This window comes from Arthrobacter sp. 10N410, from assembly GCF_056394945.1.
On the sequence record NZ_JBFTIP010000001.1, the window covers coordinates 32,227 to 56,904 of the forward strand.

The 24,678-nt window shown below is 68.9% G+C and carries 23 protein-coding genes and 2 riboswitches; of the genes, 13 read left to right on the plus strand and 10 right to left on the minus strand.

The genetic code is table 11. The annotated features are described in order from the left end of the window. Nucleotides 1-20: 20 nt before the first annotated feature. Nucleotides 21-1,421 carry an MFS transporter gene (locus tag AC1DB8_RS00140; protein WP_441416570.1) on the minus strand — a complete coding sequence of 467 codons (1,401 nt, stop codon included), beginning with the start codon at nucleotides 1,419-1,421 and terminating at the stop codon, nucleotides 21-23. A 232-nt stretch (nucleotides 1,422-1,653) separates the two neighbouring features. On the opposite strand from AC1DB8_RS00140, the gene AC1DB8_RS00145 reads away from it, so the two are divergent. The 6 genes from AC1DB8_RS00145 to mnhG are packed head-to-tail and all read left to right on the plus strand — an operon-like array spanning nucleotide 1,654 to nucleotide 8,049. Next, entirely contained in the window at nucleotides 1,654-4,671 is a 3,018-nt protein-coding gene (locus tag AC1DB8_RS00145; RefSeq protein WP_441416571.1) for a Na+/H+ antiporter subunit A, read from the plus strand. Further along, nucleotides 4,668-5,234 carry a Na(+)/H(+) antiporter subunit C gene (locus tag AC1DB8_RS00150; RefSeq protein WP_441416572.1) on the plus strand — a complete coding sequence of 189 codons (567 nt, stop codon included), beginning with the start codon at nucleotides 4,668-4,670 and terminating at the stop codon, nucleotides 5,232-5,234. The genes AC1DB8_RS00145 and AC1DB8_RS00150 overlap by 4 nt, the downstream gene beginning before the upstream one ends. Further along, a complete protein-coding gene (locus tag AC1DB8_RS00155; RefSeq protein WP_476891887.1) occupies nucleotides 5,231-6,844 on the plus strand; it encodes a Na+/H+ antiporter subunit D in 1,614 nt (537 codons plus the stop codon). The genes AC1DB8_RS00150 and AC1DB8_RS00155 overlap by 4 nt, the downstream gene beginning before the upstream one ends. Further along, nucleotides 6,841-7,386: a Na+/H+ antiporter subunit E gene (locus AC1DB8_RS00160; RefSeq protein WP_441416574.1), complete on the plus strand. Its 546-nt coding sequence runs from the start codon at nucleotides 6,841-6,843 to the stop codon at nucleotides 7,384-7,386. The genes AC1DB8_RS00155 and AC1DB8_RS00160 overlap by 4 nt, the downstream gene beginning before the upstream one ends. Next, entirely contained in the window at nucleotides 7,383-7,661 is a 279-nt protein-coding gene (locus tag AC1DB8_RS00165) for an MrpF/PhaF family protein (protein WP_175322314.1), read from the plus strand. Before AC1DB8_RS00160 ends, AC1DB8_RS00165 begins: the two co-directional genes overlap by 4 nt. Beyond that, nucleotides 7,651-8,049, plus strand: a complete 399-nt coding sequence (mnhG, locus tag AC1DB8_RS00170) for a monovalent cation/H(+) antiporter subunit G (RefSeq protein WP_441416575.1) — start codon at nucleotides 7,651-7,653, stop codon at nucleotides 8,047-8,049. Before AC1DB8_RS00165 ends, mnhG begins: the two co-directional genes overlap by 11 nt. Before the next feature lie 21 nt (nucleotides 8,050-8,070). Here the strand turns inward: mnhG and AC1DB8_RS00175 are convergent, their stop codons facing one another. Together AC1DB8_RS00175 and AC1DB8_RS00180 are read right to left on the minus strand one after the other, a co-directional pair. After that, nucleotides 8,071-8,334, minus strand: coding sequence for a DUF4235 domain-containing protein (locus AC1DB8_RS00175; RefSeq protein ID WP_441416576.1), 264 nt, complete (start codon nucleotides 8,332-8,334; stop codon nucleotides 8,071-8,073). Nucleotides 8,335-8,370: 36 nt separating this feature from the next. After that, complete coding sequence (locus tag AC1DB8_RS00180; RefSeq protein ID WP_441416577.1) at nucleotides 8,371-8,916, minus strand: heme-degrading domain-containing protein; 546 nt, start codon at nucleotides 8,914-8,916, stop codon at nucleotides 8,371-8,373. 146 nt (nucleotides 8,917-9,062) lie between these two features. Beyond that, nucleotides 9,063-9,206, plus strand: a riboswitch (TPP riboswitch). A gap of 69 nt (nucleotides 9,207-9,275) precedes the next feature. Here AC1DB8_RS00180 and AC1DB8_RS00185 point away from each other — a divergent pair. The 5 genes from AC1DB8_RS00185 to AC1DB8_RS00205 all read left to right on the plus strand — a co-directional run bounded on the left by AC1DB8_RS00185 (nucleotide 9,276) and on the right by AC1DB8_RS00205 (nucleotide 15,231). Beyond that, nucleotides 9,276-9,908, plus strand: a complete 633-nt coding sequence (locus AC1DB8_RS00185; protein WP_476891888.1) for an ECF transporter S component — start codon at nucleotides 9,276-9,278, stop codon at nucleotides 9,906-9,908. 13 nt (nucleotides 9,909-9,921) lie between these two features. Beyond that, nucleotides 9,922-11,541 carry an ABC transporter ATP-binding protein gene (locus AC1DB8_RS00190; protein ID WP_476891889.1) on the plus strand — a complete coding sequence of 540 codons (1,620 nt, stop codon included), beginning with the start codon at nucleotides 9,922-9,924 and terminating at the stop codon, nucleotides 11,539-11,541. Then, nucleotides 11,538-12,341 (plus strand): energy-coupling factor transporter transmembrane component T family protein, encoded by an 804-nt coding sequence (locus AC1DB8_RS00195; protein ID WP_476891890.1) that lies wholly within the window; start codon nucleotides 11,538-11,540, stop codon nucleotides 12,339-12,341. Before AC1DB8_RS00190 ends, AC1DB8_RS00195 begins: the two co-directional genes overlap by 4 nt. 96 nt (nucleotides 12,342-12,437) lie before the next feature. Next, nucleotides 12,438-13,961, plus strand: coding sequence for a UDP-N-acetylglucosamine 1-carboxyvinyltransferase (locus tag AC1DB8_RS00200; RefSeq protein WP_441416581.1), 1,524 nt, complete (start codon nucleotides 12,438-12,440; stop codon nucleotides 13,959-13,961). A gap of 61 nt (nucleotides 13,962-14,022) precedes the next feature. Next, entirely contained in the window at nucleotides 14,023-15,231 is a 1,209-nt protein-coding gene (locus AC1DB8_RS00205; protein WP_476891891.1) for a glutamate--cysteine ligase 2, read from the plus strand. Here AC1DB8_RS00205 and AC1DB8_RS00210 read toward each other — a convergent pair. The 4 genes from AC1DB8_RS00210 to AC1DB8_RS00225 form a co-directional block, all read right to left on the minus strand. Continuing rightward, complete coding sequence (locus AC1DB8_RS00210; protein WP_476891892.1) at nucleotides 15,228-16,436, minus strand: O-succinylhomoserine sulfhydrylase; 1,209 nt, start codon at nucleotides 16,434-16,436, stop codon at nucleotides 15,228-15,230. The two genes, AC1DB8_RS00205 and AC1DB8_RS00210, sit on opposite strands and share 4 nt — an antisense overlap. After that, the gene (locus AC1DB8_RS00215) at nucleotides 16,433-16,879 is read right to left on the minus strand and encodes a rhodanese-like domain-containing protein (protein WP_476891893.1); all 447 of its coding nucleotides are present in this window, start codon (nucleotides 16,877-16,879) and stop codon (nucleotides 16,433-16,435) included. Before AC1DB8_RS00215 ends, AC1DB8_RS00210 begins: the two co-directional genes overlap by 4 nt. After that, entirely contained in the window at nucleotides 16,876-17,193 is a 318-nt protein-coding gene (locus AC1DB8_RS00220) for a DUF1737 domain-containing protein (RefSeq protein WP_441416585.1), read from the minus strand. Before AC1DB8_RS00220 ends, AC1DB8_RS00215 begins: the two co-directional genes overlap by 4 nt. A gap of 14 nt (nucleotides 17,194-17,207) precedes the next feature. After that, nucleotides 17,208-17,322: riboswitch (SAM riboswitch) on the minus strand. 121 nt (nucleotides 17,323-17,443) lie between these two features. Beyond that, entirely contained in the window at nucleotides 17,444-18,421 is a 978-nt protein-coding gene (locus tag AC1DB8_RS00225; RefSeq protein WP_476891894.1) for an aminodeoxychorismate lyase, read from the minus strand. A 93-nt stretch (nucleotides 18,422-18,514) separates the two neighbouring features. On the opposite strand from AC1DB8_RS00225, the gene cls reads away from it, so the two are divergent. Further along, nucleotides 18,515-19,990: a cardiolipin synthase gene (gene cls / locus AC1DB8_RS00230; RefSeq protein WP_441416587.1), complete on the plus strand. Its 1,476-nt coding sequence runs from the start codon at nucleotides 18,515-18,517 to the stop codon at nucleotides 19,988-19,990. A 21-nt stretch (nucleotides 19,991-20,011) separates the two neighbouring features. Here cls and pabB read toward each other — a convergent pair whose 3' ends face one another. Together pabB and AC1DB8_RS00240 are read right to left on the minus strand one after the other, a co-directional pair. Then, nucleotides 20,012-22,099, minus strand: a complete 2,088-nt coding sequence (gene pabB / locus AC1DB8_RS00235; protein ID WP_476891895.1) for an aminodeoxychorismate synthase component I — start codon at nucleotides 22,097-22,099, stop codon at nucleotides 20,012-20,014. Further along, nucleotides 22,096-22,683 carry a low molecular weight protein-tyrosine-phosphatase gene (locus tag AC1DB8_RS00240; protein ID WP_441416589.1) on the minus strand — a complete coding sequence of 196 codons (588 nt, stop codon included), beginning with the start codon at nucleotides 22,681-22,683 and terminating at the stop codon, nucleotides 22,096-22,098. Before AC1DB8_RS00240 ends, pabB begins: the two co-directional genes overlap by 4 nt. Before the next feature lie 191 nt (nucleotides 22,684-22,874). Between AC1DB8_RS00240 and AC1DB8_RS00245 the strand changes: the two genes are divergently transcribed. After that, the gene (locus AC1DB8_RS00245; protein ID WP_476891896.1) at nucleotides 22,875-23,909 is read left to right on the plus strand and encodes a S1C family serine protease; all 1,035 of its coding nucleotides are present in this window, start codon (nucleotides 22,875-22,877) and stop codon (nucleotides 23,907-23,909) included. A gap of 26 nt (nucleotides 23,910-23,935) precedes the next feature. Here AC1DB8_RS00245 and AC1DB8_RS00250 read toward each other — a convergent pair whose 3' ends face one another. After that, a complete protein-coding gene (locus tag AC1DB8_RS00250; RefSeq protein WP_476891897.1) occupies nucleotides 23,936-24,676 on the minus strand; it encodes an ion channel in 741 nt (246 codons plus the stop codon). Nucleotides 24,677-24,678: the final 2 nt, after the last annotated feature.

The window sequence follows — 24,678 nt, forward strand, 5'->3', positions numbered from 1 at the left end:
GGCGGAGTTTTGGGGCGGGTTCAGGCCCCCGGCACGACGGCGATTTCCGTCCTGCCCGGCGGCTTGACGGGCAGCATCACCAGCAGCCCGGCCAGCAGGACCACCATGATGCCGAGGATGCCCCACCGCTGCGCTTCGCCGGGCGCAACCAGGGGCGTCGCGACCGCGATGCACAGGGTGAAGAGTGCCGGCGCTAGGAAGCTGACGGCCCGGCCGGTGGTGGCGTACAGGCCGAAGAGCTCGCCCGATTCACCGTGCGGCGCGAGCCGGGCCAGGTAGGCGCGGGACGAGGACTGGGCCGGACCCACGAAGAGGCACAGGAACAGGCCGAACACCCAGAACGTCGTGCTTCCGGCCCAGTCCATGCCGAAGAAGGAATAGTTCCCGTTCCCCAGCGCCAGGAGCACGCTGCCCGCGATCAGCAGGCCGATCAGCGAACCGATGATGACCGCCTTGGGCCCTACCCGGTCGTCCAGCAAACCGCCCAGCAGCGCGCCAACCGCGGCCACAACGTTGCCGAAGATGGCGAAGAAGATGACCTGCTTGAGTTCGAAGCCGAAAGTGCCGGCGGCGATGATCCCGCCAAAGGTGAACACCGCGGCCAGCCCGTCGCGGAAGATGGCGCTGGCCAGCAGGAAGTAAATGGTGTGCGGGCTTGTCCGGTAGATGGCGCGGATGCGGCGCACGAGCAGGCTGTAGGAGGCGAAGAACCCCAGACCGGACTGCCGGGCCTTGGGCACTTCCGGGACTGCGAGCATCACCGGAATCGCGAAGACCAGGAACCAGAGCGCGGAGAACACCGCCACAAGACGGATGTTCAGGCTCTCCTCGGTGGATGCCCCGAACCACTCGAAGCTGGGCTGGACGAAGAGCTGGAGCACGATCAGCAACGCGACAATGCCGCCGAGGTAGCCAGAGGCCCAGCCGAAGCCGCTGATCTTGCCGATGTTCGCGGGCGTGGAGATCTGGGCGAGCATGGCGTTGTAATTGACGCCGGCGAATTCGAAGAACACGTTGCCAAGCGCGATCAGGGTCACCCCGAGGAGCAGGAATTCGGGACGCGGGAAGACAAAGAAGCAGAGCCCCGTCAGCAGCGCGACGGCGGCCGTGTTGACCCCCAGCCACAGCTTGCGGCGGCCTCCGCTGTCCGAACGCTGGCCGGTGACCGGGGCCAGCAGGGCGATGGCCGCCCCGGCGATGGCCAGGGCGGAGCCGAGGACCGCCGAGGCTTCGTCTTCGCCGCCGAAGGCCTTGGAGGTCAGGTAGACGGTGAAGACGAAGGTGGTCATGACCGCATTGAAGGCCGCGGAGCCCCAGTCCCAGGCGGCCCAGGCCACGACCCGGCCCTTGCCGGTGGCATGGCTGCCGGACTCGAGTTCCGAGGCCGGACGCATGGCCTCGGGGGCAGTGGCGGAGTTCATAGCCTGAATGTTAGCCGTCCGCGGCGGACCGCCGGCGGAGAAACGGCTAGGCAACGCCGGGTCTTCGTTGCCGGGCCGGTGGAACCGCGGCTCCAATGGCTGGCGTCCTCCGCGCACGTCACCGTAAAAACAATTTGTGCACGCTTGGTAAACTAGCCGCACCGAACCTAACCAATTGCCCCGCCTGCTCCAACTTTTTGACAATCGAATTCCTGACGTTGCGGAGATACCAGTGATCACAGTCCTTGCCGTGCACTTCGCGGTGGCTGCTGTGGCGCCGTTCCTCTTCCGCAGGCTGGGCAGGAACGCGTTCTTCGCGCTGGCCGCGGTGCCCGCAGGCTCGTTCGTCTGGCTGCTCCTCCAGCACGGCGCGGTGTATTCATACGCCGGGTCCACCGCGGTGACCCTCCCGTGGATTCCGGACCTCCGGCTGGAGCTGGCGTTCCGGATGGATGCCCTGGCCTGGGTCATGTCCCTGCTGGTCCTGGGTGTCGGTGCGCTGGTCCTGGTCTACTGTGCCCGGTACTTCAAGGACAAGGACAGCCATCTCGGCGGCTTCGGAGCCCAACTGCTGGCGTTTGCCGGGGCCATGTTCGGCCTGGTCACCGCCGACGACCTGCTCCTGATGTTTATTTTCTGGGAACTCACCACGGTCCTGTCCTACCTGCTGATCGGCTACGCCCGCACGAGGTTGTCGGCCCGTCGCTCGGCGCTGCAGGCGTTGGTGGTGACCACTGCAGGCGGCCTGGCCATGCTGGTGGGCCTGATCATGCTGGGCTCAACCGCGGGTACCTACCGGATCTCGACCATCCTGCAGATGGCGCCCGAGCTGGTGACGGGACCGGCCGCGGCCGCCGTGGCGGCCGCCGTCGTGCTGGTCCTGGTGGGCGCGATCACCAAGTCCGCGCTGGTCCCGTTCCACTTCTGGCTCCCCGGGGCGATGGCCGCGCCGACGCCGGTGAGCGCGTACCTGCACGCCGCCGCCATGGTGAAGGCGGGCATCTACCTCGTGGCGCGGCTTGCCCCCGGGTTCGCCGAGACGGCGTACTGGCTCCCGCTGGTGCTGGCCCTCGGCCTGGCCACCATGCTGGTGGGCGGTTACCGGGCCCTGCGCCAGACGGACATCAAGCTCATCCTCGCCTACGGCACGGTCAGCCAGCTCGGCTTCCTGACCATGGTGGTGGGGCTCGGCAAGCCCGACGCGGCGCTCGCCGGCCTCGCCCTGCTGCTGGCCCACGGCCTCTTCAAGGCCACGCTGTTCCTCGTGGTCGGCATCATCGACCACCAGGCGGGGACCCGCGACATCCGCAAGCTCTCCGGGGTTTACCGGTCCTCCCGCGCCCTGGCCGTGGTGGCTGCGATCGGTGCCGCATCGATGGCCGGAGTGCCGCCGCTGGCAGGTTTCGTGGCGAAGGAATCCGTCTTCGAGGCCTTCGTGCATCAGGCCGGGACCGGGCCGTGGGGTTTGGTTATCCTGGTCGGCCTGGTGCTGGGCTCCATCCTGACCTTCGCCTACAGCGCACGTTTCATGTGGGGCGCCTTCGCGGTCAAATCCGGCGTGCCGGCCACCCGTTTCAAGGCCGTCAAGCCGGCATTCCTTGCCGCCCCCGCCGTGCTGAGCCTGCTGACCCTCCTCTACGGCATGTGGCCGGCGCCGGTGGACGCCTGGATCCAGCCGTACGCGGCGCTCTTCGCCGGCCACGCCGAAGCCGGTGGCGTGGATCCCGACGCCGCCGGGCACCTCGCGCTGTGGCACGGGTTCACCCCGGCGCTGGGCCTGACCGCGATCACGTTCGCCCTTGGACTGGCGATGTTCTACGGACGCAACGCCGTTTCCCGTGCGCAGGCGCTGGTGCCCGGCTGGATCGACGGCGACCGCAGCTACCAGCGCACCATCGGCGCCCTCGACGACGTCGCCGTCTGGGTCACCGGCCGCACCCAGCGAGGCTCACTCTTCTTCTACCTGGCCGTCATCCTGACGGTGGCCTTCGTCCTGCCGCTCACGGCGATGCTGCTGGCCAACAAGCCGCTGCCCGGCGGCCTGTACTTCATCGACCCCGGTTCGCCGCTGCAGCTCGTCGCGGGCGCCGGCATCGTGATCGGCGCACTCGCCGCGGTCCGGGCCAACAAGCGCTTCCTGGCCGTGCTGATGGTGTCGGTCACCGGCTACGGCATCGCCTTGATGTTCGCGCTCCAGGGCGCCCCGGACCTGGCCCTGACCCAGATGCTGGTGGAAACCATCATCCTGGTGGCCTTCGTCCTCGCCATGCGGAGCCTGCCGGCGGAGCTGCGGGACCGCACCGGCGGTAAGTACCGGGTGACCCGGGTGATCATCGGCGCGGCGTTCGGCCTCACCATGGTCTTCGTAGCGATCTATGCCCTCAGCTCCCGGGTCGCCACTCCGGTTTCGCTGGAGTTCCCGCGCCTGGCCTACGAGGGCGGCGGGGGACTGAACGTCGTCAACGTCACCCTCGTGGACATCCGGGCCTGGGACACCTTTGGCGAGATCTCCGTGCTGGCGCTCGCCGCCACCGGCGTCGCCAGCCTGATCTTCGTCCGCGGCCGCGGCGACCGCATCGGGCCCTCGTCGTCCGTGGCGGAAGGAACCGTCGGCCGCCGGACGCATCAGCCCGCCCATACCAGGGACAACGCGGCGCTGGCCTTGAGCCGGCGGTTTGCCGCGTCGACTCGCGACGCGTGGCTAGTGGCGGGACGGACCATGGCCCCGGAGCGGCGGTCGATCATTTTTGAAGTCGTCACCCGGCTGATCTTCCATTCGATGATCGTCTTCTCCATCTACCTGCTGCTCGCCGGACACAACCTTCCCGGCGGCGGTTTCGCCGGCGGGCTCACGGCCGGGCTCGCCCTCACCATCCGCTACCTCGCCGGGGGCCGCTTTGAGCTGCGCGAGGCCACCCCGGTCAGCGCCGGCGCCCTGCTGGGGATCGGGCTCGCGACGGCCGCGGCGTCCGGCGTCGCGCCGCTGCTGCTTGGCGGCCAGGTCTTCCAAAGTGCCGTGATCGAACTCTGGCTGCCGGTCTTCGGCGACATCAAGTTCGTCACCTCCACCATCTTCGACATCGGCGTCTACATCGTCGTTGTCGGCCTGGCGCTGGACGTGCTCCGCAGCCTCGGCGCGGAAATCGACGAACATTTCGAGGAACAGCCCGCGGCAGAACCCGCGGAGCCGTCCGACGACCGGGAAGCCGACGGCGTCCCGGCCGAAACCACCGCCAAGGGGAGCGCATGAGCGTCAATCTGACCCTGCTGACGGTCATGGGAGCCCTCTACGCCTGCGGCATCTATTTGATCCTGGAACGCAGCCTCACCCGGGTCCTGCTGGGCCTGATGCTGCTGGCCAACGCCACCAACCTGCTGATCCTGGCCACTGGCGGCTATGCGGGCCTCGCACCGCTGTTCAACAAAGACACGGCCGCCGGCGACTACAGCGACCCGCTCCCGCAGGCGCTGATCCTGACCTCGATCGTGATCTCCTTCGCCGTCACGGCCTTCATGCTGGGCATCATCTACCGCACCTGGGTGCTGGCCCGGCAGGACGAAATCCAGGACGACGCCGAGGACCGCCGGGTGGCCGAGACCCCCAGCTTCGACGCCGAGGACGACGCCGTCATCCCGGCGGAGACCTCGGAGTTCCCTCTCGTGGCGGCCGATCCGACGGACGCTGCGGGGGGACCCGACCCGACGGAGACCGTGCAGGCGGGCGCCCGCCGGATGCCGGCCATGGACGCCGCCTCCGAGGAACAACCCGGATCCCGCAACATCACGCCCGGCCCGGAAGGAGGGACCAAGTGAACATCGCAAGCTTTGCCCCGCTCGCCGTCGTCCTCCCCATCCTGGGGGCCGCCCTGACCTTCCTGCTGATCCGGCAACCACGGGCGCAACGGACCGTCAGCATCGCCCTCCTCTCGCTGACGCTACTGCTCGAATGCCTGCTGCTGGCCTCCGTCTGGCAGGGCGGCACGGCGGCGGTCAACATCGGCGGCTGGCTGCCGCCCTGGGGCATCGTGATGGTGGTGGACCAGTTCTCCTCGCTCATGCTGGTGGTGTCCTCGACCGTCAGCCTTGCCGTGCTGGTCTACGCCACCGGGCAGGGCATGGCCGACGGCGACCGCGACGCGCCCGTCTCGATCTTCCACCCCACCTACCTGATCCTGGTGGCGGGCGTGTCCAACGCGTTCCTCTCCGGTGATCTCTTCAACCTCTACGTGGGCTTCGAGATCCTGCTGACCGCCAGCTACGTGCTGATGACCCTGGGCGGGACGGGTCCGCGGATCCGCGCGGGTGTGACGTACGTGGTGGTCTCGGTGGTCTCCTCGGTGCTGTTCCTGATCGCGATCGCCATGATCTACGGCGCCACCGGAACCATCAACATGGCGGACCTTGCCATCAAGCTGATGGATCTGGACCAGGGCACCCGGAACCTGCTGCACGTGCTGCTGCTCGTGGCGTTCGGCATCAAGGCCGCCGTGTTCCCGCTGAGTTTCTGGCTCCCGGACTCGTATCCGACGGCCCCCGCCCCGGTCACCGCCGTGTTTGCTGGCCTGCTCACCAAGGTGGGGGTCTACGCCATGGTCCGGACCGAGACCCTGCTCTTCCCGGGGGACACGTTCAACACCCCGCTGATGGTCGCTGCCCTGCTGACCATGGTGGTGGGGATCCTGGGCGCCCTGGCGCAGAGCGACATCAAGCGACTGCTCTCCTTCACCCTGGTCAGCCACATCGGTTACATGGTGTTCGGCCTGGCGATGTCGTCCGTGGCGGGGCTGGGGGCCGCGGTGTTCTACGTGGCGCACCACATCACCATCCAGACCAGCCTGTTCCTCGTGACCGGCCTGATCGAGCGCCGCGCCGGGAGTTCCTCGGTGGACCGGATCGCCGGGCTGGCCAAGCTCTCGCCGCTGCTGGCGGTGCTGTTCTTCGTGCCGGCCATGAACCTGGCCGGGATCCCGCCGTTCTCCGGGTTCCTCGGCAAACTGGGCCTCCTGCAGGCCGGCGTCGCCCTCGGCACCCCGCTGGCCTACGCACTCGTGGCCGGCGGCGTGCTGACCAGCCTGCTGACCCTGCTGGCCATCGCACGCGTCTGGAACCGCGCCTTCTGGCGCAAGCCCGAGGACGCCGAACATCCCGATCCCGTGCTGCTCGCCGCCCCCGCCGACGCGGCCACCGGCCACCGCGCGGGCCAGCAGAACGTGACCCTGCTGCCGCGGACCATGGTGGGCTCCACTCTGGGCCTGGTGCTGTTCGGGGTGGCGCTGACGGTGTTTGCCGGGCCGCTCTTCCGGGTGGCGGACCAGTCCGCCGGGGAGATGCTGAACCGGTCCGCCTATATCCAGGCCGTGCTTGGGGACGAGGCGCCGGTTCCGGTAATCGCCCAGCCGATGCGGCAGGAGGGCGGCAAATGACACGGAAGAGGGTCTCGCTGCGCCAGGAGCTGCCGCTGCTGGTCTGGCTCGTTATTGTCTGGGGCGCCCTGTGGCAGGACTTCAGCGCCGGAAACCTGCTCTTCGGCGCCCTGATCGCGGTGGTGGTGGCCCGGCTGTTCTACCTGCCGCCGGTGGAACTGGGGGGCCGCTTCAACGTGCTGCGCGCCGTGCCGTTCGCGCTGGTCTTCCTGGCCAAGGTCGTGGCGGCCAGCTTCCAGGTCCTGTACCTGGCCGTGGTCCGTGGTCCGCGGGTGATCAGCGCCGTCATAGCCGTCCCGCTCCGCAGCCATTCAGACCTGCTGGTGACCGCCACGGGACACGTCATCTCCCTGATCCCGGGGTCCGTGGTGGTGGAGGTGGACAGGTCCACGTCCACGCTCTACATCCACGGCATCAATGTCCGAGACGCCGAGGACGCGGCCAAGCTCCGCAAGGAGGTCCGCGACACCGAGGCCGGGCTGATCCGGATCATGGGCACCAGGGCCGAACTGTCCGCACTGAAGCAGGAGGCCGGGGCATGATGCCGCTGGTTTTGACCATTACCGCGGTCGTGCTGTCGCTCGCCGCGGCCGGCGCGATCATCCGCATCGCGCGGGGGCCCTCGCTGCTGGACCGGGTGCTGGCCGCCGACGTGCTGCTGGCCATCCTAGGCGCGGCGCTGTGCATCGACATGGCCGTGAACCGGCACCTGAACAACCTGATGCTGCTGGTGTCCATCTCGATCATCGGCTTTGTCGGTTCGGTGACGGTGGCCCGATTCGTGGCCGACCGGAGGAAGCAGCCCAATGAGTCCTGACACGATTTCCGCCGACGCCGTAATCGACACCGTCTCGGCTGTGTTCATGGTGGTCGGGGCGCTGATGTCCCTCGGCGCGGCCATCGGCCTGCTGCGGTTCCCCGACCTCATGAGCCGGATGCACGCCGCGACCAAGCCGCAGGTGCTGGGGCTTTTCCTGCTGCTCTGCGCCGTGGGGCTGCAGCTGCGCACCTGGTGGGTGTGGCCGGTGCTGGTGGTCGCGTGGATCTTCCAGCTGCTCACAGTGCCGGTCTCCGCCCACATGGTTGGCCGCGCCGGCTACCGCACCAAGCACCTGCACCCCGAGCTGCTGAGCGCCGACGAGCTGGAAGCCGTGGTGCAGCAGGCGGCCGGCAAGCGCGGATTCACGGACGACGACGACGAGTAACGCCGCCGGCGGCGATATGGCTTAGACCAGGTCCTGGGTCTTGGCGAAGCGGGTGATCGCCCGCTGCGTGCCGCGGTTGGCGAGGACCTGGATGATGGCGCTGACCGAGGCCGAAATGAGGGCGAAGGTCAGGGCCTGGCGCAGGGTGGTGGGGACGTCGTCGTCGTGGCCCTTGGGCGGTTTGTTGCCGGTGGTCTTTTCCCAGACGGTGTCGACTACCTTGGTGCCGACGAAGCCGGCGAGGAGGCTGACGCCGGTGCCAAGCAGTTTGATGAAGATGTTCATACTTCGTACTCCTTGCGGGAGGAAACAGGGCTTCCCCTAGCCTAGCGTCCCCGGGCGGCCGAGGATTTCGGTCAGTGCCTCGACCACCAGCTCGTGGTCGTCCTTCTGCGGCAGCCCCGACACCGTGACGGTGCCTACCACCCCGGTTCCGCGCAGGTAGATGGGGAACGAGCCGCCGTGGGCTGCAAACTCCCGCTGGTCGAACCAGGCGTTGTCCTCGATCCTCTGACCGGCAGCACGCGCCCGCAGGCCCACCAGCAGCGACGGGACTTCATACCGCACCGCGGTGCGCTGTTTGGCCTTGATCCAGCGCTCATTGTCCGGGGTGGCGCCCTCCAGTGCGGCGTGGAAGAGGACCTGATCGCCCTTGCTGATGTCGATGGCGATCGGGTAGGAGCGCTGGCGGCCGAGTTGGACCAGGAGGAGGCCCAGGTCCAGCGCGTCGTCCTTGCTGAAGGACCGGAACTGCAGTTCGTCGATTTCGGCCAGGATGCGGCCGATGAGCGCGGCCAGGGATCCCGGCGGCTGTGGTTCCGCGGAGTCCGGGTCGTACTCGGGGGAAGGCACTGGTGCGTCGGTCATGGGACTCAGCTTCCGTTAGGTGGCCGCCGCCGCGCAAGCCCAACTGACTCGCAGTTGTTGCCGTTATGAGCCCTCAAAACGACAACGACTGCGAGTCACTTGGGAGTGCCGCCGGGTGTAAACTGAGCCAGCCCACAAGGGCGATTTAGATACGACAGGGGAGCGCCGCCGTCGGGCATCACTGGAGAAATCCAAGGTAACCGTAGGTGGGCGCTGAGAGTGCGGACAGCCGCAGACCCTCGAACCTGATCCGGTTAGTACCGGCGCAAGGGAGTCGAGTTCTCAGGGTGCCCGGCACCCGTGGCGAAGGCCGCGGTGCCGCCGGAGCACCCTCCCCTCCTGTTCCTCAGGAGGACGATATGACTGACATTTCTGCGAAGCAGACACTGACCACCGGCAAATACAGCTGGCGCGTGGTCGACATTGTGGTGGCCGCGTTGATCGCTGTTGCCGGCGGTGTGATTTTCTGGGCCTGGTCCCAGGGTTCCAACCTTGTTTCCGTCCCGCTCAACGCGGTCTACCCGCCGCTGACCGGGCTCTACGCCGGCGGCTGGATGATCCCGGCGGTGCTGGGCATGCTCGTTATCCGCAAGCCCGGGGCGGCGCTGTTCTGCGAAGCGGTGGCCGCCACCGGCGAGCTGATCATGGGCTCGCAGTACGGCACCACCGTGCTGATCTCCGGCATCCTGCAGGGCCTGGGCGCCGAACTCATCTTTGCCGCGTTCCTGTACAAGAAGTTCAACCTTCCGGTGTCCCTGCTGGCCGGTGCCGGTGCGGGCCTGTTCTGCGGCCTGAACGACTCCTTCCTGCCCTGGGGCTGGAACATCGCGTACGAAACCGGTGACAAGCTCGCCTACATCATCTTCTGCGCCATCTCCGGAGCGGTGATTGCCGGGGGACTGTCCTGGCTCGCCACCCGCGGCCTGGCCAAGACCGGGGTGCTGGCCTCGTTCGGGTCCCGCAAGGCGGCATCGGAACCCGTCTTCTCCTGATGCCCGCACACGCATGAGGTCTGTCGACGACGTACGCCCGGCCGCGGTCAGCGCCCGCGGCTGGGGCTGGCGGCACGCCGGCCGGGCCCGGCCCGCCGTGAGCGGCCTGGACCTGGACATCCGTCCGGGCGAGCGCGTGCTGTTGCTGGGCCCGTCCGGCGCCGGCAAGTCCACGCTGTTGCACGCCCTGGCCGGTGTGCTGGGGGACAGCACTGCGGCAGCCGCGTCCGCTGCTGCTTCCGCTGATGCCGAGGACTCCGATGAGACCGGCAGCCTGCTGATCGACGGAGCCCCGCCCAGGGCCCGGCGCGGGCGGGCCGGGCTGATGCAGCAGGACCCGGAGACCCAGGTGGTGCTGTCGCGGCTCGGCGACGACGTGGCCTTCGGGGCCGAAAACCTCTCGGTGCCCCCGGCGGACATCTGGCGGCGGGTGGGGGAGGCGCTCGACGACGTCGGGCTGGGCGGCCTGCCGCTGCATCACCCGACGTCGTCGCTCTCCGGAGGCCAGAAGCAACGGCTGGCGCTCGCCGGGATCCTCGCGATGCGGCCCGGGCTGCTGCTCCTCGATGAGCCCACCGCCAACCTTGACCCGGCCGGTGTCCTGGAGGTCCGCGACGCCGTGGGACGGTGCCTGGACAAGACCGGGGCCACCCTGGTGGTGGTGGAGCACCGGGTTGCTGTCTGGAAAGACCTTGTGGACCGGATCGTCGTGCTGCAGCCCGGATCCGCCACGGACTCCGCCGTGCTGCTGGACGGGCCCCCGGACCTGGTCCTGGAGCAGGCGCGGGACATGCTCATCTCCGCCGGCGTCTGGGTGCCGGGCCATGTGCCCGCCACCCGGGCCCGCCGCGGCCGAACAGGACCGGAAGGGGACGCCGGGGCCGGCCAGCTGCTGCTGGCCGCAGAGGAACTGGCCGTGTCCCGCGAACGGCCCCGCCGCACCGGTTTGCTGCGGGGCTTCAGCACGGTAACACCCGTCCCGGTGCAGTCCGGCATCACGGCCCGGGTCCGGTCCGGCCAGGCGTTGACCGTCACCGGCCCCAACGGTTCCGGGAAGTCGACCTTCGCCCTGACCCTGGCAGGCCTGCTCTCCCCGGTCTCCGGCGCGGTGTCCGCCACCACCGAGCTGAGCGCCGGCGCAGGCATCGATCCGTACAAATGGAGGGCCCAGCAGTTGATCGCCAGGATCGGCACGGTGTTCCAGGAACCCGAGCACCAGTTCGTCACCGGCAGGGTGCTGGACGAACTGATGTTCGGTCCCCGTCAGCTGGGCCGCGGCGAAGAACGGGTCGAGGAGCTGCTGGAACGGCTCCGGCTCCGCGAGCTCGTGGATGCCAACCCCTACACGCTCTCCGGCGGCGAGAAACGGCGGCTCTCCGTGGCCACCGTGCTGGCTGCCCACCCGCAGGTGCTGGTGCTGGACGAACCCACCTTCGGCCAGGACGCCAACACCTGGGCGGAACTGGCCTCCTTCCTCTCCGAGCTTCTCGACGCCGGGACCGCGGTGGTCTCGGTGACCCACGACGCGGAGTTCAGCGAGGTCCTGGGCGGCACCGAGCTGAAGCTCGGCGCACCGCAGTCGGGCGCGCCGGGACTACCCGGCAGGACGAATCCGGGGGTGGCGGCGCCATGAGGGACGCCCTGACCCTGCGCGGAAACCACGCTCTGCTGACCCGCGCCAACCCGCTGGCGAAATTCTCCGGCGTCGTGCTCATCACGGTCGCGCTGGCGCTGTCCATCGACTGGGTGTCCGCGTCCGTGGCGCTCGCCTTCGAACTGCTGCTGTTCCCGCTGGCGGGCCTGACCCTGGCCCTGCTCTGGCAGCGCGGCTGGCCGCTGATCCTCGCGGCCGCCGTGGGCGGCTGGAGCACCGCGATCCTGGCCCCGGACCACGGCAGGATACTGCTCGACGTCGGCGTCTGGTCCATCAGCGAGGGCTCGCTGCAGCTCGGGCTGGGCTTCCTGCTGCGCGGCCTCGCGATCGCGCTACCGGCGGTGCTGCTGATGAGCTGCACCGACCCCACGGACCTGGCCGACGCCCTGGCGCAGCAGGCGAAGCTGCCGCACCGTTTCGTGCTCGGCACCCTGGCCGCGATGCGGCTGGTGGGGCTCATGGCCGAGGAATGGCAGACCATCGGCATGGCCCGGCGAGCCCGCGGTGTCGGCTCGCACGGAAACCCGGTGCAGCGGCTCAGGGCCACGCTGGGGCAAAGCTTCGGGTTGATGGTCCAGGCCGTCCGCCGCGCCTCCCGGCTCGCCGTGACCATGGAAGCACGGGGCTTTGGCGGCGCGCAGCGGACCTGGGCCCGGAAGGCGACGTTCAGCCGGCTGGACGCGTGGGTGGTTCTCGGGGGCCTGCTGATCTCAGGTGCCGCCGTGGCCGCAGCCGTCGCTGCCGGGACGTGGAACATGGTGTTCCTCGGCCAGCAGTAGCCGCTACATATCGCACGAGATGGATATTCTGTGAGCTTTATTGCAGTTCTGGGGATTTGGCCCGTCAAAATAGCTCATCCGTGATATTTATTGCATATGACTCAACAGACTGCTGAATATGTCGGCGCCGTACTCCGGGACGCCCGCGGCGAGAAGGGCTGGACCCAGGGACAGCTCGCGGCCGAGCTGGGAACCAGCCAGAGCGCCATCGCCCGGATGGAGCAGGGCAAGCAGAACCTGAGCCTGAAAATGATTGAGCGGCTCGAATCCATTTTCGGCCGCGCCATCGTCAAAGTCGGCCGGCCGCAGATGACCCACCTGCGGGTGGAGGGCGGCCGCACGCTCTCCGGCGCCGTGGACGTCAACAGCAGCAAGAACGCCGGCGTCGCGCTGCTGTGCGCGAGTCTCATCAACCGCGGCACCACCGTCCTGCGGCGGCTGGCCCGGATCGAAGAGGTCAACCGGATCGTGGAGGTCCTGACCAGCATCGGCGTCGAGTGCACCTGGCTCGACGCGAACGACCTGCAGATCCGCCGACCGGCCGTGCTGGACCTCGACTCGATGGACGTCGAGGCCGCCCGCCGCACCCGCAGCGTCATCATGCTCCTCGGCCCGTTGCTCGATGAGTCCAGCGAATACCGGCTGCCCTACGCCGGTGGCTGCGACCTTGGCACCCGCACCGTGGAGCCGCACATGCAGGCCCTGCGCCAGTTCGGCCTCAGCGTCGAGGCGAAGTCCGGCTTCTACAGCGTGCAGGCACCGCCCGCAGACGGCCACGACCGTTCCTTCGTCCTGAGCGAGCGCGGCGACACCGTGACCGAAAACGCCATCATGGCCGCCGCCCACCGCCGCGGCACCACCATCATTCGCAACGCCAGCCCAAACTACATGGTCCAGGACCTCTGCTTCTACCTGCAGATGCTGGGCGTGGAGATCGACGGCGTGGGAACCACGACGCTGAAGATCGTCGGCCGCCCGTCGATCGACGCAGACATCGAGTATTTCCCGTCCGAGGACCCGATCGAGGCGATGAGCCTGATCACCGCCGGCATCGTGACCAACTCCGAAGTCACGATCCGCCGCGTCCCGATCGAGTTCATGGAGATCGAACTGGCGACCCTCGAGCAGATGGGCCAGCGGCTGGAGGTATCCGCGGAGTATCTTGCCCGCAACGGCCGCACCCGGCTGGTGGACGTCACCACCAAACCCTCCGAGCTGCGGGCGCCAACGGACAAGATCCACCCGATGCCGTTCCCCGGCCTGAACATCGACAACCTGCCGTTCTTCGCCGTCATCGCCGCCAACGCCCACGGCCAGACGATGATCCATGACTGGGTCTACGAGAACCGGGCCATCTACCTGACCGAGCTGAACAAGCTGGGCGCCCAGGTCCAGCTGCTGGATCCGCACCGGATCTACGTCAACGGGCCCACCAAGTGGCGGGCCGCGGAAGTCGGCTGCCCGCCGGCCCTGCGCCCGGCTGCCTGCCTGCTGCTGGCCATGCTCGCCGCGCGGGGCGTGTCAGAGCTGCGCAACATTTACGTGATCGAACGCGGCTACGAGGACCTGGCCGAGCGGCTTAACACCATCGGCGCCAAGATCGAGTATTTCCAGGACTGAATCGTCTGAGCGGCGATTTTGGGGTAGCGCGCCGGGGCGGGTGCTGACGCACAATGGTTGCATGCGCACCTTTGGCGTAGAGGAGGAACTGCTGATCGTGGATCCCGTTACCGGGGTCCCGCTGGCACTGGCCGACGCACTGTTGCGCGGACTGAAACCCGCCACCGCGGCAGCGGCCGCGGCGTCTGCCGCGGATCCGAACCACGATGACTCGGGCTTCAGTTTCGAGCTCAAGCTGGAGCAGATCGAGACCCAGACCGTGCCCTGCCTTGACCACAGCGCGCTGCTCCAGCAAATCAGGCAGTCCCGGGCTTTCGCGGGCCGCGTAGCCCGGATGCACGGAGCCCGGGTGGCAGCCCTGGCCACATCGCCGCTGGCAGCTGCCACCCACACGACGCCCAACCCGCGGTACGCCACCATGCAGAAGCGCTTCGGCCTTACGGTGCAGGAGCAGCTGACGTGCGGCTTCCACGTCCATACCTTCATCGAGTCCCCGGAGGAGGGCGTCGCCGTCCTCGACCGGATCCGGGACAAACTGGCGGTGCTGATCGCGCTCAGCGCCAACTCACCCTTTTGGAACGGGACGGAGACCGGCTTCGAAAGCTACCGCACCCAGGCCTGGAACCGCTGGCCGGCGGCGGGGCCCTCCATGATATTTGGGAGCCTTCCGGTCTACCGGCGGGTGGTCACGAGGCTGCTGGAAAGCGGGGTGCTGTTCGACGAAGGGATGATCTATTTTGATGCCCGGCTGGCCCGGCACCACCCCACTGTGGAGGTCCGGGTCGCGGATGTCTGCCTGCGGGCGGAGGACGCGGCGCTGATCGCGGTGCTGGTGCGCGCCCTCGTGGAGTCCGCCAGCCGGGAGTGGCGCGACGGTGTGGATCCGGCCCCGGTGCCGACGGTCCTGCTAAAAATGGCCGCGTGGCAGGCCAGCAACTGCGGGCTGCGCGGCGAGCTGCTGGACTTCGGCAGCTTCCGTCCCGCTCCCGCCGGCGAGGTGGCGCACGCCCTGGTCGACTTCGTGGCCCCCGTCCTAGCGGAGCAAGGGGAGCTGGACCTGGTGCGCCGCGGCGTGGACCGCGTCCTGGCGCACGGCACGGGCTCGCAGTTGCAGCGCCAGGCGCTCTGCGCTCCGGGGCTGGACACCCCCTCCGACGACGCCGGCCTGGCCGCCGTCGTCGCCCATGCCGTGCGGGTCACGATGCACGGTGCGGACGCCGAGGGAATGTCAGAACCGGCCCCCGTGCTTTCGCGGGTGCGCCGGGGCTAGACCTGCTTGAGCGCCTGCCCGAGGTCGCGGATCAGGTCCTCGACGTCTTCCAGCCCCACCGAGAGCCGCACGACGCCGTCGCTCAGCCCGATAGCCGCGCGCCCCTCCGGGCCCATGGCGCGGTGCGTGGTGGTGGCCGGATGCGTGATCAGGGACTTTGAATCACCGAGGTTGTTGGAAATATCGATGATCCGCAACGCGTCCAGCAGCGCGAACGCGGCTTCCTTGGCGGAGCGGCCGGGCGAGGGCGAAAGCTCCAGAGTCAACACCGTGCCGCCGGCTTTCATCTGCCTGGCGGCCAGCTCGTACTGCGGGTGGGACGGCAGCAGCGGGTACTTAACCCAGCTGACCGCGGGCTGGGCCTCCAGCCATTCGGCCAGCCGAAGCGCCGAGGCGGACGAGTGGTTCACCCGCAGGGCCATCGTCTCCAGTCCCTTACTCAGCACCCAGGCGTTGAAGGCGGACAATGCCGGGCCGGTGTGGCGCATGAGCTGCTTGACCGGGCCCTCGATGAATTCCCGGGTGCCCAGGATCGCGCCGCCGAGCACCCGGCCCTGGCCATCGATGTGCTTGGTGCCGGAGTACACGACCACGTCCGCGCCCAGCTCCCCGCACCGCTGCAGCAGGGGAGTGGCGAAGACGTTGTCCACCACCACGGTCGCACCGGCGGCGTGCGCCAGTTCGCTCACGGCGGCGATGTCCACAATTTCCTGCATGGGGTTCGAGGGAGATTCGAAGAACACGGCCGTCGTCGGCACGGCCAGCGCCGACCGCCACTGCTCGAGGTCCGGGCCGTCCACGAAGACTGTCTCCACGCCCCAGCGCGGCAGGATCTCATTGAGGATGACGAAGCAGGATCCGAAGAGCGAGCGGGCGGCGACCACGCGGTCGCCGGCCCCCAGCAATGCCCCGAGAGCGGTGAACACCGCAGACATGCCCGACGCCGTCGCAAAGCACGCCTCGGTTCCCTCCAACAGCCGGAGGCGTTCCTGGAAGGTGGCCACCGAGGGGTTGCCGTAGCGGGAATAGACAAACCGTTCGTCCTCGCCGGTGAAGGCGCGCTCAGCCGCGGCGGCGGATTCGTAGACGAAGCCCGAGTTCAGGAAGATCGGTTCGGTGGTTTCCTGGAACCCGGTGCGGTCGAGTCCGCCGCGGACGGCCTGGGTGTCCGGGCTCCAGCCCTGGGCATCGGGATTGAAGCTCACTTAGTGCTTTCCAGGTTGGTCGGCAGGCCGTGGTTCTTCCAGCCGTTCACGGTCCGGGCGCCGGTCGGGCCCGGTTCGCCTTCGAAGCCCTCGAGGACGTTGTAGGCGGTGAAGCCGGCCGCCGTGGCGGCGTTCGCGGCGGCGACCGAGCGGGCGCCGGAACGGCACAGGAAGATGAGCTCGGCCGCCGTGGCGCCAGGCGCGTGCTGCCGCAGTTGCCGCTGGAGTTGCCGCTGCAGTTGCTCCAGGAAGTGCGGGTTGGGGGCTCCGCCGGCCAGGGTCCACTGGACGAACAGCGGATCCTGCCGGTCTTCGGTGCCGGCCCCGGTGACCGGGACGCCGATCTGCGACCATTCCGCCTCGGTGCGGACGTCCACCAGGATGGCGCCCGCCCCGACCTTGGCCCAGGCTTCCTGCGGGCTCAGGTCTCCGGCGTAACTCATGCGTGGCCCTCGCCGGTGAACTCGGCGCCGTCGAGCTCATCCACCGCGTTGGCGACGGCGGCGTCGGCGCTCGCGATCGCGGCCGGCAGCACGACGGCCTGGGCCACGATCACGGTGCTGCCGTTGAAGGTGGCGGAGGGGCTGCCGTGCAGGACGTAGCCCTCGGCCAGGGCGGCCGAAACGCGCTCGCAGAAGCTGCGGTCATCGGGCCCGGTGAACAGCCGGTACGCCAGTCTTTCCTCGGCGGGTCCGGGTGCGGCGGGGGATTGGGCGGGGGCTGTGGCGGGCACAGCGGGTGCGGATGCGTCGGGCACGACGGATCTCCTTACTTTCACGCTTGCAGCTCGAATGGTCGATATGCCGAGTATTCACCTGAGGCACCCCGCCGCGAAAGGGAGGGTTGCCGACCGGCCAGTCAGGGCTTGGCGCCGGGTCTCATTACTCCCCAAAAACGTAGCACTTACGACGCCGGCGGCACCGGCGGCGTCGTCATGTTAAGTCACGCGGACGCTGGCATGGCACCTTTCCGGGGGCGGAGCAGCATCACCCGGGACCGGCCGGCTCCTACTCGATCGTGGCGAACAGTTCGTTGAGCTCGGCCGTGAGCTGCCGCCGCAGTTCGGGGGTGCCGATCTCCTTGCCGTCGATGTGGTTCACCGGGGCGAGGAGCCGGATGCTTGAGATGAGCCAGACGGCGTCGGCGTCGTACAGATCGGCAGGTACCAGCGGGCCGTAGCCGAGCTCCCACCCGGCGGCCTTGGCCGCGGTGAACAGGGCGCCCTGCGAGGTGCCCGGGAGGATTCCGCTGTCCAGCTGCGGGGTGATCAGCCGGCGCACGGTGCGGACGCCGCCCGCGCCGTCGTCGCTGGTCTCCAGGTGCGCCAGCAGCACGGTCGACGTCGGGCCCTCCAGGACCCGGCCGTCGGCGGAGGTGAAGATGACGTCGTCCGCGCCCTGGTGGTGGGCGTACCGGAGCGCCGCCATGTTGACCGCGTAGGACAGGGTCTTGGCGCCCAGCAGCAGCCACGGGGCGCGTTCGCCCACCTCGCTGTCGTAGCCGCGGTCCAGCAGGATGACGTCGATGCCGGTCTCGCGCTGCCGGCGGCCGGCTTCCGGCGGCGGCGAGGCCTGCACCCAGCACGTCGGCGTGGCCGCGCCCTCCACGCCGCGGCTGGCGAGCAGCTTCACCACGACCTCGTCCGCTCCGCCGGCCCCGTCGCCGGCGGCTCCGACCGCCGTGGCGGCCCGGCCGCGGTATTCGCTGACCGCGGTCTCGATCGCGCGCCGCCAGGCGTCCTCCGCCGGGATGTCCAACTCCAGCGCGCGCGCCGAGCCGGCCAGCCGGGTCAGGTGGGCCTGCAGCTTGCGCGGGCGTCCCCCCACCACCAGCAGCGACTCGAAAACGCCGTCGCCGCGGGTGGCACCCTGGTCGGTGGCCATCAGCTGCGGCTTGGACGAGTCGGCGACGCGGCCCTTCTCAAACGCGGGATCGAGGAACACCAGCACTGTCGCGCGGGCCGGAACAGAGGCGGGGGTAGTCATGCCTTCAGCTTAGTGCGGCCCGGGTCGGGATAAGCTGTGCGGGTTGCCCGTTCCGGAACTGTTCCGCGGGTCTGGAGCTTGAGGGGTTTGCCTGTGCTGTGGCCATTTTCGCTGGCGGGGTCACTTCCGTCCTGGGTGATCCTGATCCTGACCGTCATCGACCTCGGTATCCGGGTCGTTGCCCTCGGCATCATCCCGGGCAACCGCCGCCCCACCACGGCCATGGCTTGGCTCCTGATCATCTTTTTCGTTCCGGCCGTGGGCGTGGTCCTCTTCCTGCTCTTCGGCAACTTCCGGCTCTCCCGCAAGCGCCGGGCGCAGCAGGACGCGGTGAACACCCGGGTGCGGGCCGGCACGTCGGAACTGGCCATGGTGGAAAGCAAGTACGAGGGCCCGGAATGGGTGTCCTCCGCAGCGGAGCTGAACAAGACGCTCGGTTCCCTGCCCATGGTGGACGGCAACCACGTGGAGCTCCTGCCCGGCTACCCGGATTCGATTAAGGCGATGGCGGCGGCGGTGCGCGAAGCCGAGTCCTTTATCAACGCCGAGTTCTACATCCTCAGCTCGGACCACATCACGGATGACCTGCTGACGGCGATGGAAGAGGCCGCCGAGCGCGGCGTCGAAGTCCGCCTCCTGTTCGACCACTTGGGCACCCTGCGGATTAAGGGGTACAGCAAGCTCATCGCCCGGCTCAAGGCCAGCAAGATCCGCTGGCGGCCCATGCTGCCGCTGCGGCCCGTGCACGGCCAGTGGCGCCGCCCGGACCTGCGCAACCACCGCAAGATCATGGTGATCGACGGCGAGGTCGCCTTCACCGGGTCGCAGAACCTGATCGAACCGTCCTACAACAACCCGCGGCACCGCAAGATCGGCCGGGAATGGGTCGAGCTGATGGCCTGCCTGCGCGGGCCGATCGTCACCACCCTCAACGTGGTCTTCGCCACCGACTGGCTCAGTGAGACCGACGAATCCCTGGAGCACCAGCTCGCCCACCGGCCCGAACTGCACGCCGGCAACATCACCGCCCAGGTGGTGCCCAGCGGTCCCGGCTTCATCACCGAAAACAACCTGCGCCTGTTCAACACGCTGATCTACTCGGCGCAGCGCACGATCTCCATTTGCAGCCCGTACTTCGTCCCGGACGACTCGCTGCTCTACGCGGTGACGACGGCGGCGCAGCGCGGCGTCGACGTCGAACTCTTCGTCTCGGAAAAGGGCGACCAGTTCCTGGTCCACCACGCCCAGCAGTCCTACTACGAGGCGCTGCTGGAGGCCGGGGTGCGGATTTACCTCTACAAGGCCCCGTTCGTGCTGCACGCCAAGCACTTCACGATCGACAACGAGGTTGCCGTGCTGGGTTCGAGCAACATGGATATGCGCTCCTTCTCGCTGAACCTCGAGGTCTCGGTGATGCTCCTGGGCGAGGACATCGTGCAGCGGATCAGCGCCGTCGAGGACACGTACCGCGGCATTTCGAGGGAGTTGACGCTCGAGGACTGGATGAAGCGGCCCATGGGGGTCAAGTACGTGGACAACGTCGCCCGGCTCACGTCGACCCTGCAGTAGCCAGGCCGGCTCACGCGTGGACTAGCCCGCCGGGAACTCCGCGCCGAGCGCCGAGAGCACGCCGAAGGCCTTGGTCCGGATCTCCTCGTACTCCTCCTGGGGTGAGGAATCCGCGGTGATGGCGCCGCCGACGCCGAGGCTGAGTGTGGTTCCCCGGTCCGCGCCCGCCGCCACCACCAGGGTCCGGATCGCCACCGCGAGGTCGGTGGCCCCGCTGAGCGAGAAGTAGCCGATCGCCCCGGAATAGACGCCCCGCGGTGCCGCCTCAAGCCGGTCCAGGATGGCCATGGTGCTGACCTTGGGGGCACCGGTCATGGAGCCGGCCGGGAAGCAGGCCGCCACGGCCTCGGCCCGCGGCATGCCCGGCCGGAGACGCGCATCGATGGTGCTGACCATCTGGTGGACGGTGGCGTAGCTTTCGATCGCGCACAGCCTGCTGACCGATACGGAACCGGGCACCGCGAAGTGGCTCAGGTCGTTGCGGAGCAGGTCCACGATCATGATGTTCTCGGCCCGGTCCTTGGGTGAAGTTTCCAGCTCGCGGCGCAGCAGCTCGTCGCGGGCGGCGTCGGAAGCCCGGCGCCGGGTGCCCTTGATCGGCTCGGCGCGCATCGCGCCGTCGGCGGCGATCCGCAGGAAGCGCTCCGGGGAGGTGCTGGCGACGGTGAGGCCGGCCAGGCGCAGGTAGCTCGCGAACGGTGCCGGGTTGCGACGGCGCAGCGCCAGGTATGCCTGCCACGGATCGAGCTCCCCGGCGGCCGCGGTGGCCGTCAGCGCCGTCGTCAGGCAGACCTCGTAGCTGTTGCCCTCGGTAATTTCGTGCTGCGCCGCGGCGATCTTGGCCTTGTACGCGGCTTCGGTGTCCCGGGCGCTGAACTCCGCGGCCGGGGTGTTCCCGGCGGCGCCGCCGCCGCTGCCGCCGCCCGGTTCCAGGTCCGTGGCCGCCGCCGCGACGGCCGCGCGTGCCGCGGCCAGCCAGTCGCCGGCGTCCGGGGCGTCGAGGGCGAGCAGCCACACCGTGCGTTCCCGGTGGTCCAGCACCACGGCGCGGCCGGCGAAGATCAGGCTGGCATCCGGGGTGTCGGCTTCGACGTCGCTGCCGCCGGTCTCACGCTTGAGTTCATAGCCGAGGTAGCCGAGCCAGCCGAGGGTGAACTCGCACGGGTAGCCCTCCGGGGCGCGCAGGGCCCGGCGCCCCCAGACCCCGTCGAGCCAGCGGAAGAACCCTCCCTCGGTCTGCACGGTGGCGTTGCCGACACGCACCCGGGTCCGGCCGGAGCGGTGCCGGACCGACTGGCCGTAGCTGCCGCCGTCGTCCGCCAGGATGCTGAAGCGGCTGCGTTCGGCGGCCTCCCGGGCCCAGGCCCGGCCGTCCTCGCCGTCCTCGCCGTCCCGGCCGTCCGGGGGCAGGGAGGAGTCGAGCCAGACCGCATTCGGCGAACGGCCGTAGAGCGTTTCGAAGAGCCGGGCGGGGTCCGGCGCGGCATCGATCCGCTCGGCGGTCAACTGGAGTCCGCGGCGGGCCGACAGCTCGGGAAGCAGCACCGGGGCCAGGGCTGGGAGGTACTGGAGGGCCTGCAGCACCTCGCTCGGCGCAGCACCGTCGGCGCGGTTGAGTACCCGCACGTCGGCGCGGGAGGGCACATCGTCGGCGGCCAGCCATTCGTCTTCCTGCCCGGCCCATTGCTCCCAGTAGGGTTCATAGCTCGCGCCGTCGCGGCCAAGGGCCCGGGTGCGGCGCTCCTGCTCGGGGGAATCGGCCCAGACGACGGCGTCGAGGAACGGCATGGCGGCCGCGGCGGCAGCGCCCACACCCTCGACCAGGACGATTTCGGCCGGCTGGGTGAGGCGGATCGCGCCGTCGTAGTGCTGTACCCAGTCCCAGCTGACCCAACGGGCCGGTTCGCCGCGGCGCAGCGGGGCAAGCACGGTGGCGGCATAGCGTTCGATGCCGGCGGCCAGGCCGTTCCAGCCCGGGTAGATGTCCTCCAGGTGGAAGAGCGAGACCTTATGGTGCTCCCGGAGCCGGGCCGCGAGTTCGATCGCGAGGGTGGTCTTTCCTGCGCCGGAGCGCCCGTCGATGGCGATGATGACGGGTGCGCGGCTCATGAACTAGAGCGTACCCGGTGCCCCGCGTCGTCCCGGTGCGGCTGGTCTTGTTGCTGCTTCGGCTGCCCTGCCCGGGCCTGCAGCTGGGCGGCGCGAACGTGCTTGAGGATGCCGGGGACGGCGGCGTGGATCAGCTCCCAGGTGTTGTCGAAGTCGGTGTGCCCGCCAAACCAGGGGTCTTCGATGCCTTGATCCAGCGGATCCCTGTCGGCGACCGCGGGGTCGAAGCTGCGCAACATTCGGATCTTCGCCAGCGAGGCCTGATCCGGCGCGGCCTGGCGCAGCCAGCCGTAATGGTCCACATCAAGGGCCAGGATCAGCTCGCGCGAGTGGAACCACTCGCTGCGCCACTCGCGCGCGACATGCAGCTCGGAGGGGATGTTGTGGGCTGCCAGTTTGCGGGCGGCCCGGGGATCGATCGGGCGGCCCGCCTCGTAGGAGGTGATGCCGGCAGAATCGACGTCGACGCCGGTAAGCCCGGCAGCGGCCGCGGCCTCCGCCAGCATCAGTTCGGCCATCGGGGACCGGCAGATGTTTCCGGTGCAGACCGTGATGATCCGGTACTGGCTCGACATTGAGGTCATGACTAAGCATGGCGGATGCCGAGGCCTCTTGGCTAGCCGGAACCCGAGCAATATTACAAGTCCTGTCATACGGCTTTCCGTTCGCGTCAAGTGTGCCGGACTGCCGCTGTTGGCGGGGCCGCCGCCCTTGGCGGTCCCGGCGGGCCCTAATGCTCTGGACCGCCGTCGGTGCCGCTCCCAGACTGTGTCCCATGACGGATCAGGATTCCCCGGTCCAAACGCCTGGGTTCGGAGCCGCGGACGGGGACGCGCCGTACGGGGCTGCGCCGGAGGCCGCCTCGGACGGGAGGGACGGGTCGGACGGGACGGGCGGTACGGCCGGGCCAGCCAGGCCTGCGCCATCTGCAGAGGCGGCCGCCGCGCGGACAGGGACAAAAGCATCCGGCGGCCGGGCCAACCGGTTCTCGCTGGGTCTGTTGCAGCTGCTGGGCATCCTCCTGGTCGCCGCGCTCGCCGGAGCCGGTTCGGCCCTGCTTGTTGCCCGCGCCAGTGGCTGGGGAGCCGAAACCGTGGTCAAGCAGTACGTCACCGGCGGCGGGGTGTCCGACCATCCCGCCGATATCAAGGCACTGCTCGCGGCAGCCCTGCCCGCGGTGGTCGCCGTGAAGGCCACCACCACGCAGTCCAACCCGTTCCTGGATCCCGGCGGCGGCGGCCGGGCGACGGCCGAGGGGACGGGGATAGTAATCGGCAGCTCGGGGGAAATCCTGACCAACGCCCATGTGGTCAGGGGCGTGGCCGGCGGAGCCTCAAGCGTGACCGTGACCTTCCACGACTCGAGCACGCGCGCCGCCCGCATCGTCGCCGCGGACGGCGATCACGACCTGGCGCTGTTGAGGGTCGAGGGCGTGAAGAACCTGCCGGTGCTGGAGCTGGGCGACTCGGGGTCTGCGGCGCCCGGGGACGCCGTCGTTGCCATCGGCTACGCCTTGGGGTTAGACGGGGGACCCAGCGTCACCACCGGCATCATCTCGGCCACCGGGCGGACCACCGCGGCAGAGGCCGGCTTCGGCAGGAAGTCCCGGCTGGTGAATCTGCTGCAGACGGATGCGCCGATCAGCTCGGGCGACTCCGGCGGCCCCTTGCTTGACGCCGGGGGCCGCGTGGTCGGCATCAACACAATGGTGGCCACGTCGACCTCGCGGACCGCTGCGAACGGGATCAGCTTCGCGATTGCGGCGGACACGGTCAGGGCGCTGCTGCCGGGCCTTCGCGCGGGCGGCTGATCCCGCCCGCGGGTGTGCGGGCCAACCTATTCGAGCGACTCGTCTAGTTGTTCGTTCTTCGTCAGCTGAGTCCTGAGCTGTTCTACCTCCTGCGTCAGCCGGGCAAGTTCCCTCCGGAGCGGCTCCTCGTTGGCTTCGACGTCGGCGGCCGTTTCGACCGCGACCTGTTCCACGAGCCAAGATGCGACTGACGCCGTCACGACGCCAAGGACCGCGACGCCTCCGACCATCAGACCGGTGGCGACAAGCCTGCCGATGGGTGTCACTGGATAGTGGTCGCCGTAGCCCACCGTGGTGATCGTCGTCATCGCCCACCAGAGAGCGTCCCCGACGGTCGTGATATTTGAACCGGGGGCGTTCTCTTCAGCGTCGAGAACAGCGAGCCCTCCTGCGTAAACCAAGAACAGGGCTGATACGAGGACATAAGTGACGAGTCGGCCGCGTAGGGCATTGCCGCCGGTTCGGTGGAGAATTCGCAGCAGCGTCACCAGCCGCAGCAGTCTGAGTGGCCGAAGTACGGGCAGTACGAGGATTGCCAACTCATGGAGGTTGCTAAGAAACCAGTGGCCCCGCCGCGGCGCTAGGTACAGGTTGGCGCCGTAGTCAACTGCGAACGCGCCCCATGTGATCCAGATGATCACTTCGAGGATTTCGCCCTGGCTATCGGGCAGATTCGCGATGACTTGAACGGAGTATGCAGCCAAGAACAGCAAAGCGGCCGCGAACATGGGCCACTCAGAGTATTTCCGCCATTGCTGTTGGGTCATGC

Bases quoted from the DNA above. Each gene is read 5' to 3' on its own strand.
- AC1DB8_RS00140 (WP_441416570.1), bottom strand. From the start codon at position 1,421: ATGAACTCCGCCACTGCCCCCGAGGCCATGCGTCCGGCCTCGGAACTC.
- AC1DB8_RS00150 (WP_441416572.1), top strand. From the start codon at position 4,668: ATGAGCGTCAATCTGACCCTGCTGACGGTCATGGGAGCCCTCTACGCC.
- AC1DB8_RS00160 (WP_441416574.1), top strand. From the start codon at position 6,841: ATGACACGGAAGAGGGTCTCGCTGCGCCAGGAGCTGCCGCTGCTGGTC.
- AC1DB8_RS00165 (WP_175322314.1), top strand. From the start codon at position 7,383: ATGATGCCGCTGGTTTTGACCATTACCGCGGTCGTGCTGTCGCTCGCC.
- mnhG (WP_441416575.1), top strand. From the start codon at position 7,651: ATGAGTCCTGACACGATTTCCGCCGACGCCGTAATCGACACCGTCTCG.
- AC1DB8_RS00175 (WP_441416576.1), bottom strand. From the start codon at position 8,334: ATGAACATCTTCATCAAACTGCTTGGCACCGGCGTCAGCCTCCTCGCC.
- AC1DB8_RS00180 (WP_441416577.1), bottom strand. From the start codon at position 8,916: ATGACCGACGCACCAGTGCCTTCCCCCGAGTACGACCCGGACTCCGCG.
- AC1DB8_RS00185 (WP_476891888.1), top strand. From the start codon at position 9,276: ATGACTGACATTTCTGCGAAGCAGACACTGACCACCGGCAAATACAGC.
- AC1DB8_RS00190 (WP_476891889.1), top strand. From the start codon at position 9,922: ATGAGGTCTGTCGACGACGTACGCCCGGCCGCGGTCAGCGCCCGCGGC.
- AC1DB8_RS00195 (WP_476891890.1), top strand. From the start codon at position 11,538: ATGAGGGACGCCCTGACCCTGCGCGGAAACCACGCTCTGCTGACCCGC.
- AC1DB8_RS00200 (WP_441416581.1), top strand. From the start codon at position 12,438: ATGACTCAACAGACTGCTGAATATGTCGGCGCCGTACTCCGGGACGCC.
- AC1DB8_RS00205 (WP_476891891.1), top strand. From the start codon at position 14,023: ATGCGCACCTTTGGCGTAGAGGAGGAACTGCTGATCGTGGATCCCGTT.
- AC1DB8_RS00215 (WP_476891893.1), bottom strand. From the start codon at position 16,879: ATGAGTTACGCCGGAGACCTGAGCCCGCAGGAAGCCTGGGCCAAGGTC.
- AC1DB8_RS00225 (WP_476891894.1), bottom strand. From the start codon at position 18,421: ATGACTACCCCCGCCTCTGTTCCGGCCCGCGCGACAGTGCTGGTGTTC.
- pabB (WP_476891895.1), bottom strand. From the start codon at position 22,099: ATGAGCCGCGCACCCGTCATCATCGCCATCGACGGGCGCTCCGGCGCA.
- AC1DB8_RS00240 (WP_441416589.1), bottom strand. From the start codon at position 22,683: ATGACCTCAATGTCGAGCCAGTACCGGATCATCACGGTCTGCACCGGA.
- AC1DB8_RS00245 (WP_476891896.1), top strand. From the start codon at position 22,875: ATGACGGATCAGGATTCCCCGGTCCAAACGCCTGGGTTCGGAGCCGCG.
- AC1DB8_RS00250 (WP_476891897.1), bottom strand. From the start codon at position 24,676: ATGACCCAACAGCAATGGCGGAAATACTCTGAGTGGCCCATGTTCGCG.